The following is a 14179-nucleotide window of genomic DNA, read 5'->3' as shown; positions in this document are numbered from 1 at the left end:
AAATAGCGTACCGTTGATATGCAATGAGTATTACCGATGACGCTACCAGCGGCGCTTTTGAGCTGGATGAAAATTTTGTGTCGGAATCTCAGGAAACTTCGCAGGAAGTCGACGGCCCAACCACCCTTGAACAGGTGCTTGGCGAAGATGACTCCAGGGTTGCGGATACTTCTGAGGCCACCGGCTCTACAGAAACTGTAGACAATGAAAACGAGAGTGCCCCAGAAGGTACCTCCGCTAAAAAGGAAGAAAAGGCGGAAGGCCCACAGTTTAGTGACCTTAATCTGCCAGAAAACGTCTTAAGGGCAGTGCATAAGGTTGGCTATGAAACGCCATCACCAATTCAGGCCCAGACTATTCCTGTCCTGATGGAAGGCCACGACGTATTAGGTCTGGCACAAACTGGTACAGGTAAAACTGCAGCGTTTGCCCTTCCAATCCTTTCGCGTATTGACGCCAAGGTTCGTCACCCACAGGCATTGGTGCTTGCACCAACTCGTGAGTTGGCTCTCCAGGTTGCAGATGCGTTCCAATCTTTCGCCGATCATATCGGTGAACCTGTAAATGTCCTGCCAATCTATGGTGGTCAGGCATATGGTATTCAACTTTCCGGTTTACGTCGCGGCGCTCACATCGTTGTGGGTACGCCAGGTCGTGTGATTGATCACCTGCAAAAAGGATCATTAGACATCTCTAACTTGCGTTTCTTGGTTCTCGATGAGGCTGACGAAATGCTCAACATGGGATTCCAAGAAGACGTCGAGCGTATTTTGGAAGATACCCCAGAAGAGAAACAAGTTGCGTTGTTCTCTGCGACGATGCCAAACAGCATTCGTCGTATTTCACGTGATTACATGAAGAATCCTCGTGAAATTCAGGTGAAATCTGAGACTCGTACGAATACCAATATCACCCAGCGTTTCTTAAATGTTGCACATCGCAACAAGCTGGATGCCTTGACTCGTATTTTGGAAGTCACTGAATTCGAAGCAATGATCATGTTCGTACGTACGAAGCATGAGACCGAAGAAGTTGCTGAGAAGCTGCGCGCACGTGGATTCTCCGCTGCCGCAATCAATGGTGATATCGCGCAGCAACAGCGTGAACGTACCGTTGATCAACTCAAAGATGGTCGCTTGGACATTCTGGTCGCAACAGATGTGGCTGCTCGTGGTTTGGATGTGGAGCGTATTTCGCACGTTTTGAACTATGACATTCCGTCTGATACCGAATCTTACGTGCACCGCATTGGTCGTACCGGCCGCGCAGGGCGTAGTGGCGAAGCTATCTTGTTCGTGACTCCTCGCGAGCGTCGTTTCTTGCGCAATATTGAACGTGCAACAAATGCTCCATTGCTCGAGATGGAACTGCCAACTGTCGACGAAGTTAACGAATCTCGTAAGGCAAAGTTTGCTGATTCCATTACGGAATCCTTAGAAGATTCGCAGATCGCAATTTTCCGCGCATTGGTCAAGCAATATTCCGAAGAGCACGATGTTCCTTTGGAAGATATCGCTGCCGCTCTTGCAACTCAGGCTTCTGCTGGTAGTGAGTTCTTAATGAAGGAACTTCCACCAGAGCAACGTCGTGATCGTGGTCGCGATGATCGTCGCGGAGGTCGTTTTGATGATGACCGTCGTGGTGGACGCTTTGACGACGACCGTCGTGGTGGCCGTGACCGTGATCGTGGAAGTTCTCGCTTCGAGCGTTCTGGCAAAGATATGGCGGTATACCGTCTTGCTGTTGGACGTCGCCAGCATGTTCGCCCAGGTGCCATTGTTGGTGCGTTGGCAAACGAAGGCGGACTCTCGAATAAAGACTTCGGTCGTATTAGCATTGCTGCTGATCACACCTTAGTTGAGTTGCCAACAAATATGCCAAGCTCTGTTTTAGACAATCTGCGCGATACTCGCATCAGTGGCCAATTGATTCATATTGAGCGCGATCAAAACGCAGTTATCCCTGCTCGTGAAGAACGCGAAGATCGTGGTGGCTTCCGTGGTGGTCGTGGTGGTGGTCGTGATGACCGTCGTGGCGGTGGTTTCCGTGGTGGTCGTGATGATCGTCGCGGTGGCGGTTTCCGTGGTGGTCGTGATGACCGTCGTGGTGGTCGTGATGATCGTCGCGGTGGCGGTTTCCGTGGTGGTCGTGATGACCGTCGTGGCGGTGGATGGCGCGATTAACCTGAGCCGTTCGATAACCTAGTTTCATGAAAAGGAGCTTTCAAGCATATTGCTTGAAAGCTCCTTTTCATGATTGCAAGACATATAAAAACTTGGTGCCGTGAAAGAGAAAACTTCTGGCACCAAGTTCAGAGTTGGCAATTAGAAACCGAAGGAATGCTTAAACTGCGCAACTAATTTCTGAATCTGGTCTGAGAACAGGCCGAGTACACCTGCGATAGTAGCGAAAATGCCAACGATAGATGCGATAATAGCCATTTTGTTATTCAGACTCGACAAGTTCTGAGTGTCATATGGAGCTGGTGGCTTTGGTGTCGTGCCAGGAGTTTCTGGTGTGGTTGACACCTGTGGATCTACGCCAGAATTACCTGAGCCGGAGTTACCTGTATCACCCGTATTACCGGTATTGCCCGTGTCACCTGAATTACCGGCATTATTACCATTAGTATTGTCGGTCGACTGGTCATTTTGACTTGGTACAGTCGCGTTCGTGACAGTCAGTGGCAAGCTCGCATCCAAGCTACGATTCGTTTGCGAGAGTGCGTGTGCTGCAAAGGTACCAATTGCATACGTTTGGCCCTCTGCTAACACACCAGCTGGAATAGTGACGGTTTTCGTGAAAGCACCATCACGGATTTCAGCAATTTTCACCCATTGTGCACCAATGAACTTCTTGCTTTGAGCTGGAATCGTACCTGGTGTCCAGTCAGTAGTGTTATACACTACAACATAAACACCTTGAGCCGCACCATCACCGGTATAACCGGTGCCTGAAACCTCAATAGTGCCACCTTTTGCAGCATCAATGGTGGTGGTATCGGCAGTGAGCACTGGTTTTGCCACAATTGGATCGGCAAGTTTCAGCAATGCCTTGGTTAATTCAGTCTCACCCTTATACGTGAGAACAGCATACTTCTTGGTTGGATCAAGAGTTTTCGCAGGAATAGCAAGCTCGTGACTAAACGCACCAGCAGTGATTCGAACCTCTTGTTCCAAAATCTTGGTAGTTTCATCTGCAACATCGACAATTGCCAGCATGACGGTACTCGTCTTGCCATAGTCAGTGCCAGAAACCGTGAGAGTTTGTGGCTTGGAGGTATCGAGGAGCTTATCTTCGACGGTCAATTGTGGATCAGCGACAAGGGATTCACCAGTGATGGTTGCTGATGCCTCCGACGTTCCTGCAATGGAGCTACCAATTTTGTTTACTGCGTAGACTTCTGCAGTCCACGTTCCTGCTGGAACATCCGAGATATCTAAGAGCGATTCGTTTGGCCCCACCTGTCGCACGATTGGATCTTTGCCTTCACTGCGCAAAATCACATTAAAGCCGGTCAGCGCAGCACCACCATCATTATCCGATTCGAGCCACGAAACTCGCGCACTGTTGTCAGTTGCGCCAGGATCAATACGAACACTTTGTGGCGCATCAGGTGCGTGTTGCTCAGGAGGCGCGATCGTGACAGTTTGAGAAAATACTGGTTCAGTGTAATTCACATCCCAGTCATTCGATGAAATGTTGGCACGAACCGAAACCACGTACGTACCAGGTCGTAGATCTAAGAATTCGGCATTCCGGAACATCGGCCCTTTTGTCAGTGTCCGTGCTACTTGCGTTTCACGCTGGCCGTTTGTCACTGGATACAATTCGATGCGATATTCTCGGGCTCGAGTATCGGAGCTTGGTGGCTCCCAAGAAGCGACGATCTTTCGGCCTTCAGCACGTGCGGTCACACTTTCAGCTGGCTGACCTTTGAGACGAATGCTCATCGCGCGATCATATCGACGATCGTAAGCAATCGCCTTGCCTCCGGCGATCGTGCCGACGAGATATTGGAGGGAAGGCTGAAGATCAAAAGAGTTTGCAGGAACGGTGATTTGCTTGCTGAAGTGACCATCGTGAATTTCATCTGGAGCAACTTCAATACTGGTTGCATAACCAAAGGTCTCAACAGTTGGGCGATGGCCTGGGTCCCATGAAGCACGGTTACGAACGACAATATACAGTCCGTTTTGTGCTGCGGCACCGGTATAACCAATGCCTTCTACAACAAAGGTATTCTCCTGTGTTGGGTCGACTTCATGAGGCGTCACAGTGAGCTGGATATCTGCTGGATCTTCGGTGACTGTCAGCGCAGTGGATGCTTCAGAAGCAGGGGAGTCACCAAGAGCATTTCTAGCCTTGACAGTTGCTTTGTATGCTTTACCAACGGTGACACCCGAAACGATTGCCTCTTCGACATTGGCAGGTACCACCTTCGTAATTGGGGCAGTGCCGTCTTCTGGAGTCAGAGTGATTTCTTGGGAGAGCAGCCCAAGACCGCCAGTAGAGTTTTGCCGCCACTCAACATGAATGTTTTGGTCACGAAGCAACTCTAAGACAGGAGCATCTGGAGCTTCTGGAACGGTGACATCGGCAGAAACGGTGACGGGCTGAGACTCCGATGGTGTCGAATATTCAGTGTTCGAGGTCCATGTCACGATGCGTGCTTTGTACGTACCAGGGACCACATTGGTGAAGTATTCGGTGGTGTGAACAGTATTCTTTTCGCTCTGGTATGTGCGATCGGTTGCGGTATCAATCAGCTCGACAGTGTAATGGTTTGCGCCGGTGACAGTTTCCCACGTGATTCGCACAGTGGTGCCATCAGCGCGGACATATACTCCCTTGGTGCCTGCCGGTTGTTGTGCACTGACTGCATCAGTTGCAAGAACCACAGGGGCGGTTGTGCCAAGACTTAATGCAAGGACTGTTGTGGAGCTGATAATGGCTGTACGCCAACGTTTGTTATGCATGTCACCACTTTCTTGGAATGGAGTATTGGAGAAGATAAACAACTTCATCTTATTAAGGAGAGCCAAACCTAACTAAAAAATATAATATTTCTCACATGAAAGCGCATTACCATTACGTCATTTATATATTTGTAAAAATATTACAATGGCCTATTTTGGGGGCAATTTTCATAGGTCGATACTTCGTCTCTATGATCAATTCTGTAAGGCTTGGCTTAGCTGGTGAAAACTGTTGTAAAGCGAAGGTAAGAATGAAGATTCACACGATTGGTATTTTAGTAGCAGTTGCTGGATTGTTGATGCTTGCAGGTGATATTTCTCCAGCTCATGCTATGTCGAATGCGACAAATGCGGGGCGCTATGATCTTGCAGCAAATCATGTTGTGCGCATTGGCTCACCTGGGAATACCTGCACTGGAGTGGCAATTGATGAGCATTGGATTCTTACTGCAGCGCATTGCAAATCAACGCAATCTATTTATGATCTGTCGTTTGGCACCAATAAGTCTTATCGCACCTATGGTGACGGCTTCGTGGTCGCACCAGTTGGTGATATCGCCTTACTCAAATCTTCCAAAGGTCTTGGTTGGCACTGCTATGCCGAAGTAGGAGCATCTTCACCTGCAGAAGGAACCGCAGCTGTGGCCTATGGCTGGGGTAAAAATGAATCCAATAGTTTCCCACAACGGTTACGAACGACTGCTGCACATGTCACATCAAAATATCAGAAGGCAGGTTCACAGATGTTCGTCGCAACCTATGAAGATCCGGCACAAGCGCGTCCAGGAGATTCTGGTGCGCCGATATTCGTAAATGGCCAAGTTCGTGGCGTTTTACATGGCGGACTTTTCGATGCGGAAGCGCATTACACTGACGTTGCACAAGCGTTTGACTGGATTGCTGCAACAATTAATGCCGATCGTAGTCCAGATCAGCGAGTCGAGAATCCAACGGGCAGCTGTCATAATAAAAATCTGATTATTAATCCTCGTGCGTTCTCGGCGTATCCAACAAAACAGATCCCAGCGTGGTTGAAGAATCCTCGATATGAGCAAGACCTTGAGAAATGGCTGCGATTATCAGAACCAGAGCGTGCGAAATTTGAAACCGAAATGGCTGGAAAAGTTTCACCGCTCGATCGCATGTTGATCAATCCTCGTGATCCGTATCCTGACACAGTAACTCTGCCAGCACCGCCGACGACGTCTTCTGCAACTCCAACATTGCAGTCACAACCTGCGAAACCATCTGAAGATACCCAAGTAATGCTAACGACTTCGAAAGAACCTGCACCAGCAGTACCATCAACGCAGCAAACACCTGAAACAGACCACACGAGATCTTCCGCGCTGCAAGGCTGGCAAACTGCACTAATTGCCCTGATCACCGCAATTTTTGCGATAGGTGGACTCGTACTTGCTGTGATGCGAACAGGACTTACCAATGCACAATGGCCATTGCGTGGATAATGGTGATTGCGATCATTATATAAGCTTGACGACGCTTCTGTGCATTCTGATTCCTCGCGAATACGCGCATCAGGGCAGTTGTCGCGGATAGAAAAAGCTGGGCGTTGAAAGATATTCAACGCCCAGCTTTGGTCTCAGCTGCGAAGCGACTGTTACATGAACGAAGTCAAACGTGGCAGCATCATTAATAATGCAACAACAACCCACAGCAACGAGAAGATGCCACCAAACATCGACAGCTGTGCTTTGGCTTTGTTCCAATCAGAAACTGCGAACGTACCAGCTTCTTGCTCGTCGTCGTCAAGCAGCTCTAAGGCGCCCATCATATTTTTCTGACGTGGGCTAATTACGAAAAACAGCAGACCCCATGCAATGACCGACAACAAGATGGATGCATGGAAACGTCCGTCAGACCAGTAGTCGCCGGTGAACATCACAGCGAAGCCAAGCAATGGAACCAGTAGTGAGAGCATGCCGTAGGTCTGAGTAGTCTTGTAGAGGACTTGCATTGCACCCATGGCTTTTTGATCGCCGTCTTTAGCTTTGAGAGCTTTGACTTGGAATGAAGAAATGGCAACTGTAATCGGGCCAAGGAATAGTACAGCAGCAAGAATGTGCAGCACAATAATAATGGAATTCATGAGAATAACTCGCTTTCATCGTGTGCTCGCTGTTTGAAGCGAGCACGTTATAACGTAGATCTCACACATTAGCCTAATATGCACTGTTTGCGCATCACAGCAACATCGGATTCTGCAAGATATAACTGGTAGATGGAGGCCACCTCGGCCAAACGATTGACATACCAACAGCGTTGAGCTCGTAATGGAGGTAACCATTTACTTGGCAGTTGATCAGACTTTTCACGATTTTCTTGTTTGGAAACAGCAACGAGATTCTTTGGATCATTCGCAAAGGCTATTCGAGTAGCCTCATCCCAGTACACTGCACCTAAATCCCAGGCAGCGCGTAAAGGAAAAATATGATCCACCTCAATCGCTGCTTCCTGCTCATGTGGGTGTGTGGCAATTATACGGTCGCTGTAGAGATCTTTGCCGCGGAGCGGCTCTCGTACGTGCGCAGGTGTTGAACACCACTGCTGAAACGAAATCGTGTGATCGTTGTGAAGCTGATCGTAAATTATGGCTTCTCGTGTTGTGCACGATCCAATTCCGGTTGGCTGCCAGCCGTGCCCAAAGGCGTCGCGCTGGTACCCATAAATATTGCCACGCTGTGGAACGGTTGCAATCGTTGCCAGATGTCCACTGCTCTGTGCCAGAACGGGCAGTTGTTCAATAAGGAGCCACGTACCAAAGCCAAGGCTGGCAACCGTGAGCACAAGCGGAACTGTCGCAATTTTCGGTTCCAATGATTTCCACGCATATTTTCGACGCATACCGTATTAGACTCATCTACGGTGAAAAATGGTTCCCAATATTTGAAACGCCTTCGCGTTCGAGTATTGGGAACCAAATATGTGTGCTCAGGTGGACTATCCGCTCTGGTGTGATTGGAACGTGTTATTTACTGTTTGGAGAACTCTACTGCGCGATCAAATGTTTCGACTACCTGTGCCTGCGGCGATTTGGTTGCAAGAGAAACCACGACAGTGATGGTGGTTGCTGCAAGCACGCCAGGCACCATCTCATAAATAACGTCGCCAAGCTGTGAGCTACCCCAAATAAACACCACAGCAGCACCGGTAAGCATGCCACTTAATGCACCCGCGATTGTCAGGCGCTTCCAGTACAAACTCAGCAATACTAGTGGGCCAAATGCCGCGCCGAAGCCAGCCCAGGCGAATCCAACCAAACCCAAAATTGAGTCGGAAGGGTGCACTGAAATAATGCCGGCAATAATGGCAACGAGCATCACGGCTGTGCGCGATAAGTTCATTAAGATGCGCTCATCTGGCTTGCGCTTGGCAAAGACCAAATAAATATCTTCAATGAGGGAAGTTGCTGAAACCAAAAGCTGAGAGGAGATCGTTGACATAATAGCTGCAAGTACCGCAGTTAAAATCAGACCAGCGATAAATGGGTGGAATAACAGTCTGCCCATATCTAAGAAGATGGTTTCAAAGGATGTGCGATCGACAATAGCGATGGCAGGGTCTTGGCCGAAAAATGCCGTACCAATAATTGCGACAAAAGTGGCGCCACCCATCGTGAGTATCATCCACGTAATGCCAATTGTTCGACCGTGTTTCGCATCTTGCGGACTCCGCAGCGCCATGAAGCGGACAATAATATGAGGTTGACCGAAATAGCCTAATCCCCATGCCAAATTACCAATAATTGCAGCTACCGAGACGCCAGAGATCAGTGAGAAGAATTGTGGATTACCAGTTCCACCAGTGTATGGGCCGTAATCGTGGGAGGTTGCCCAAGTCCAAATCGAGCTTGGATCGTCCAAAGCGAATAACGCCATCACCGGCACAATGACCAATGAAAGGAACATGATCGTGCCTTGTACGGCATCGGTATAGGCGACAGCTAAGAAGCCACCAATGAAGGTATACACCACAGTGATACATGCAACAATGAGCATGCCGTCAAGATAATTGCCGCCGAACGTTGATTCGAAATACCTGCCACCTGCGACCATGCCAGAGGACACATAGAAGGTAAAGAACACCACAATAATCAGCGCTGAAATCATGCGTAACGCACGTGATTGGTCTTGCAAGCGGTTTTCGAAAAACGAAGGAATGGTGACTGAGTCTTGTGCCATCTCGCTATATGCACGCAGTCGTGGTGCAACCCACTTCCAGTTCGCCCATGCGCCAGCAGCTAAGCCAATAGCAATCCAAAGCTCACTCATGCCGGTGACAAATAATGCTCCCGGAAGGCCCATAAGCAACCAGCCTGACATATCCGAAGCACCTGCCGACATCGCAGCAACAAACGGATGAAGATTGCGTCCTGCCAATACGTAATCGTCATATTCATTGGTTTGCTGGTAGCTCCAATAGCCAATAAACAGCATTACTGCCATATATATGACAATGGCCAGGATGTACCATGTGTACTCAGTCATCTTCAATCCTTTGCAAATATTTAAAGTTCTATCCTATCGAAAAACCTTTGATATGAGGGTATTGGTGATCGCTGACGCTGGAGTACAAGTGTGCGGCTGACATATTGATGATGCTGCAAGCAGCAGCGTCGTCAAGCTCAAAGTCACGAGGATGTTGCACGATATGATGCACCGATCAGCTGCTTCTGTGATGGGCAGTAGACGATGGATTTGAAGGGCACGAAAACTTGTGCCGGTAATGATAGCGCGATTCAGATTGCGTTATTCCGCAGGATGAGGGTGCGTAAATTGAGATAAGTGTCACAAAATGGTGTAAATATTGAACTTTTTTTACACCTATTTATCAGGATTCCCGCGGAATGGAAATGCCGTTTGGTAGAAATAGAAATATGGCTTCTCATTTACTCCACGCGCTTTGGCTCAAATCCTCTGGGCTGCATCTTTGGGTGGAACAAACCGAGGGCCACAAAATCGTGACGCCAGAGCTTATCGACGCAGGTATTTTCCCTCCGGCCATTGATAGTTTGCTCCGGTCTGTACCGTTTCGGCATCGCGTGGAAACCAAGTTGCTCACCCCGAAAGGTCGCGAGGTTAAACTTGCGATGCCAACGCTGGCCTTTGCTCCAGAAGACGCAGTGAAAGTGTTAAGCACACTTGCATCCTTGAATGCAGTCAATACTCCCGTTGAACAACTTGCCACACTCGCACCAGATCTACAATGGCTGGTCCATCTATATCAAGGTCTGGAATCGTTTGTGCGCGCCGGGCGAGTGACGATCAAGCTGCACTATCAGGATCATCAATGGTATCCCATGTGGCAGTTGAGCACTGGGCTTGGTGAACGCGGCTGGCTTGCGCAGATGCTTGCAGCATGTCCACGAGTGATTATCGATAATTCTGGTTCAACTGTCGCGGAAGATATTGCGGCAGAATTGCCACACTGGATTACGAACGCAATTTTGCGTCCATTACACCTTGCCCCACGCAAGCACCTCTGGCATGAATTTCACGAAGCCTTATTGGCATCTAAGCCACTGAAGCGAGGAAATGCTGCACTTGTCAGTGCGCTGAATAAGTGGAAAGACTCAGTGACAAGCAGTGATATTCAATTTGTGATTCAAGTTGAAGAACCGCTGACTGATATCAACACACATCATGATCAGCTGATCGATCATCATCGTGAAGATGCCACCTCTGATTTAGGCGATGTTGACCGCGCATTGTGGGCCGTGCGTGTGTTAGTGCGGAGTGGGCAAGAGACGCCAATTCCTGTTCGGTTGCGTGAATTTGATCGCGCAACCAAAGCTCAACTTGAAGCCATGCGCAAAGAAATGGCATTTATTGCTCCGAATCTGGGCCTACAATCGAACCTTGCTTTGTATGGAATACAGACTCGCACGCAGCCAACACACGAATCAGATATTCTCAACATTCGCGAACCCGATCATGTTCTCCCAGCGAATACTGTTTCGGATACAACGCTTACAGTCGTATCGCAGGAGTATTCATTCGTATCGCAGGAGTATTCATTTGCTGGCTTTGACGCTATTTTTGATCAGCCAGAAACGCCAGCTCTGCCCGAATCATCGCTGGACGCGCACCAGCAAGAACTGCTCCGAGCACTCCAGCAAGTTCCACACGCTGGCGACTTTGATGTGTATTTATCCACAGAAGCGTTTGTTGAATTTCTTAATAAAGATGTGCCGGCATTGCGCAGCCACGGCTATAGCGTGTTAGTGCCAAAAGCTTGGAGTGTGCATGAGGTTCATGCACTGGTAAATGTTTCTAATCCAACAGAATCTACTGGCGTAAGTGCCGTAGGATTCGACAGCATTGTGAACTTTAATTGGAAAATCTCGATTGGGGATCACGCACTTGATGATGCCGAAATGGCACAACTCATTGCTTCCAAAACTGGATTAATTCAGCTGCGTGGCAAATGGGTGATGGCTGATGCTACATCGTTAAAAGCGGTGCGCAATTATATGCAAAAGCTGGCTAAAACCCAGTTCAAACACCTGCTAGCAAAACGCGATGAAGTGCTTGAGTATCTTGCACTCTTAGATCCGAATAGTTCGCGTGCAGCCCAGTTACAAGAAGAACTCGCGGAACTTGAAATAAAATTGCGCGCAGAACAGTCCTCAACTGGAGAGCTTTCTCGTGCAGAGATGCGGCAACTGATTCTCGAACAAGACAAAGAATCACTGATTGCTTACGAAGGCACACAATGGGAATTAGCGTTGTTAGGCCAAACTACCGCCTTTGAGATTCCCGCACCAACGGTTGAAGATATTCCCGATACCGTACATGCTTCCTTGCGTCCATATCAGCATCGCGGTGTGAATTGGATTCGTTGGATGGCGCACAATCATATTGGTGGCGTGCTTGCCGACGACATGGGCCTAGGTAAAACTCTACAAATCCTGACAGTTCAAGCCTTAGATACTCGTGATGCACTGGAACACGGCCATGACAGGTGTATTACTGTGCCAAACAAAGGTGAACCGCAGCCGGAATATGGTCCGTCCTTAGTAATAGCGCCGACCTCTGTGGTTGGAAACTGGGCACGCGAAGCAAAGAAGTTTGTGCCGAGTTTACGAGTGCTTGTGCATCATGGTCAGCACCGTATTCGAGATGCTGCAGATTGCCAGAAGTTCCAAAAATATGATCTTGTGATTACCTCTTATGGCACCGCAAGCAAAGATGCTGATTTGCTCTCGCAAGTATTTTGGCAACGGGTGAGTTTAGATGAAGCACAATCTATTAAAAATTCTGCGACCCGAATCGCAAAAGTCGTTCGTGCGATTCCTGCAAAACACCGCATGGCATTAACGGGTACCCCAGTTGAAAATCGTCTTCTTGAACTGCGCGCCTTACTCGATTTTTGTAATCCTGGCATGTTGGGATCCGTTTCATTTTTCCGCAACCATTTTTCGAAACCAATCGAAGTCACTGGTGATGAACTCGTGGCGGATAAACTGCGTGCGTTAACGCAACCATTTATTTTACGGAGATTGAAATCTGATCCAGCAATTGTGGCTGAACTGCCAGAAAAAGAAGAAAATATTGTCACTGTGAGCATGACTCCAGAACAAGCAGCAATGTATCAAGCTTATGTGCAGCAATTGCAAGTAGCGATTCAGCAGTCAGAAGGCATGAGCAGGCGTGGATTGATTTTAGCGTCGCTGACGAAGATTAAGCAGATTTGCAATCACCCAGCACACTTCTTAGGCGATGGTTCACCGCTAGTCCTGAAAGGTCGGCATCGATCTGGCAAAGTTGAAGAATTGATGATGATTGTGGACAATGCTCGTGCGAATGGCGAAAAAATATTGATTTTTACGCAGTACAAGGCATTCGGAGATCTCTTGGCTCCATATTTGAGCCAGCATTATGATCGTGAGATTCCATTTTTGCATGGGGGAGTGTCAAAGATACAACGTGATCACATGGTTGAAACCTTCCAAACGCCACAAGGACCACCGGCAATGGTGCTTTCGTTAAAAGCTGGCGGTACTGGTTTGAACCTGACGGCTGCAAATATTGTGGTGCATATGGATAGATGGTGGAATCCAGCGGTTGAAAATCAAGCAACAGACCGTGCGTATCGGATTGGGCAAGATAAAAATGTGATGGTCTATAAGCTCATCACTGCTGGCACGTTAGAAGAACGGATCCAAGAAATTATCCAGGGAAAATCTCATTTAGCCAATAGTCTTGTCACGCAAGGTGAAGGCTGGTTGACTGAACTTGATGATGAGCAGCTTGCTGAACTTTTGACCTATCGTACGCAGGAATCGTGATACGAGAGTATGGGAAAGAACGGATACGGAAGGAGGGCCACTCATGGCGCCACGACGCCCGCGCATTGATAATGTGATTTTTGCGAATTTTCATGCCAAACAATCGATTCGACGCGAGCCAGAACAATTAACGCAGGCACAGAAAATACATGAGTATGGCACTTCTGACTTTTCTCGTGCGTTCAGCCGTTTGATTCTTGCCCGTGCCGAACCAAAACGTCTCACGCGAGGGAAAACCTACGCTTTGGCAGGAGCTGTTGAAGACTTAGTGTTTCGCCACTCTGTGATCACCGCGTCTGTGCAAGGATCACAGGTATATCCTTTTGAAGTTGATATTCAATTTCCAATGCGTACAGCAGCTGATTTTGAGCAGCTGTATCAGAACATCTTGGCCAACCAGCGTGGAATTGAACAACTTCGCGTAGGGAATGCATCCGCAGCCGTCTTAGAGTGTATCTTTGCCGAAGCGCCAATGGATCTTCGATTGCGCTGTAGCTGTCCAGATCACGACGCGTGTTGCAAACACGTGATTGCTACCGCTTTATCAGCATGTACTGTGCTTGATAATAATCCAGAGTTGGCATTGCAGTTACGAGATACCAGTTTTCGAGATATCGAACACGAAGTGATTGCCTACGCTGCAACACAAGCATCGCGAGTGCAGCAGGCGACTCCTGAGGAGTTTTGGAAAGGGCGACCATTGCCTGCTATTCCGAATGTGCAACCGCAACCGGTGATTGAAGATTCTGATATATCGCTCTTGCATCAAGCAATGCGAATGGTCAGTTACACAGGTATTGAGGAATTGCGAGCAGTTTCGGAATTGGAAGATCTTTATTATTACCTTGTACATGAAGCTGTTACAGCACCGAATCAAGAAGGATAACGT

The 14179-nt window shown here is 48.3% G+C and carries 8 protein-coding genes; 4 read left to right on the top strand and 4 right to left on the bottom strand.

Features of this window, described 5'->3' with window-relative positions:
- Positions 1-23: 23 nt before the first annotated feature.
- A complete protein-coding gene (locus tag NXS99_RS00715) occupies positions 24-2183 on the top strand; it encodes a DEAD/DEAH box helicase (protein ID WP_259286749.1) in 2160 nt (719 codons plus the stop codon).
- Positions 2184-2324: 141 nt separating this feature from the next.
- Here NXS99_RS00715 and NXS99_RS00710 read toward each other — a convergent pair whose 3' ends face one another.
- Complete coding sequence (locus tag NXS99_RS00710) at positions 2325-4979, bottom strand: fibronectin type III domain-containing protein (RefSeq protein WP_259286748.1); 2655 nt, start codon at positions 4977-4979, stop codon at positions 2325-2327.
- 191 nt (positions 4980-5170) lie between these two features.
- On the opposite strand from NXS99_RS00710, the gene NXS99_RS00705 reads away from it, so the two are divergent.
- A complete protein-coding gene (locus NXS99_RS00705) occupies positions 5171-6448 on the top strand; it encodes a trypsin-like serine protease (RefSeq protein ID WP_259286747.1) in 1278 nt (425 codons plus the stop codon).
- Positions 6449-6600: 152 nt separating this feature from the next.
- Here NXS99_RS00705 and NXS99_RS00700 read toward each other — a convergent pair whose 3' ends face one another.
- The 3 genes from NXS99_RS00700 to putP all read right to left on the bottom strand — a co-directional run bounded on the left by NXS99_RS00700 (position 6601) and on the right by putP (position 9487).
- Positions 6601-7089 carry a DUF2269 domain-containing protein gene (locus NXS99_RS00700; RefSeq protein ID WP_259286746.1) on the bottom strand — a complete coding sequence of 163 codons (489 nt, stop codon included), beginning with the start codon at positions 7087-7089 and terminating at the stop codon, positions 6601-6603.
- A gap of 68 nt (positions 7090-7157) precedes the next feature.
- A complete protein-coding gene (locus NXS99_RS00695; protein WP_259286745.1) occupies positions 7158-7844 on the bottom strand; it encodes an HNH endonuclease family protein in 687 nt (228 codons plus the stop codon).
- A gap of 128 nt (positions 7845-7972) precedes the next feature.
- Positions 7973-9487 (bottom strand): sodium/proline symporter PutP, encoded by a 1515-nt coding sequence (gene putP, locus NXS99_RS00690; RefSeq protein WP_259286744.1) that lies wholly within the window; start codon positions 9485-9487, stop codon positions 7973-7975.
- 389 nt (positions 9488-9876) lie between these two features.
- Here putP and NXS99_RS00685 point away from each other — a divergent pair, with 389 nt between their 5' ends.
- Both NXS99_RS00685 and NXS99_RS00680 read left to right on the top strand, forming a co-directional pair.
- Positions 9877-13290 carry a DEAD/DEAH box helicase gene (locus NXS99_RS00685; protein ID WP_259286743.1) on the top strand — a complete coding sequence of 1138 codons (3414 nt, stop codon included), beginning with the start codon at positions 9877-9879 and terminating at the stop codon, positions 13288-13290.
- Between the two features lie 43 nt (positions 13291-13333).
- The gene (locus tag NXS99_RS00680) at positions 13334-14176 is read left to right on the top strand and encodes a hypothetical protein (protein ID WP_259286742.1); all 843 of its coding nucleotides are present in this window, start codon (positions 13334-13336) and stop codon (positions 14174-14176) included.
- Positions 14177-14179: the final 3 nt, after the last annotated feature.

This window comes from Corynebacterium sp. HS2168-gen11, from assembly GCF_024834075.1.
Lineage (GTDB): Bacteria > Actinomycetota > Actinomycetes > Mycobacteriales > Mycobacteriaceae > Corynebacterium.
This window is presented reverse-complemented; position numbering and strand designations above follow the sequence as displayed.

Bases quoted from the DNA above. Each gene is read 5' to 3' on its own strand.
- NXS99_RS00710 (WP_259286748.1), bottom strand. From the start codon at position 4,979: ATGCATAACAAACGTTGGCGTACAGCCATTATCAGCTCCACAACAGTC.
- NXS99_RS00695 (WP_259286745.1), bottom strand. From the start codon at position 7,844: ATGCGTCGAAAATATGCGTGGAAATCATTGGAACCGAAAATTGCGACA.
- NXS99_RS00705 (WP_259286747.1), top strand. From the start codon at position 5,171: ATGATCAATTCTGTAAGGCTTGGCTTAGCTGGTGAAAACTGTTGTAAA.
- NXS99_RS00680 (WP_259286742.1), top strand. From the start codon at position 13,334: ATGGCGCCACGACGCCCGCGCATTGATAATGTGATTTTTGCGAATTTT.
- NXS99_RS00715 (WP_259286749.1), top strand. From the start codon at position 24: ATGAGTATTACCGATGACGCTACCAGCGGCGCTTTTGAGCTGGATGAA.
- NXS99_RS00700 (WP_259286746.1), bottom strand. From the start codon at position 7,089: ATGAATTCCATTATTATTGTGCTGCACATTCTTGCTGCTGTACTATTC.
- putP (WP_259286744.1), bottom strand. From the start codon at position 9,487: ATGACTGAGTACACATGGTACATCCTGGCCATTGTCATATATATGGCA.
- NXS99_RS00685 (WP_259286743.1), top strand. From the start codon at position 9,877: ATGGCTTCTCATTTACTCCACGCGCTTTGGCTCAAATCCTCTGGGCTG.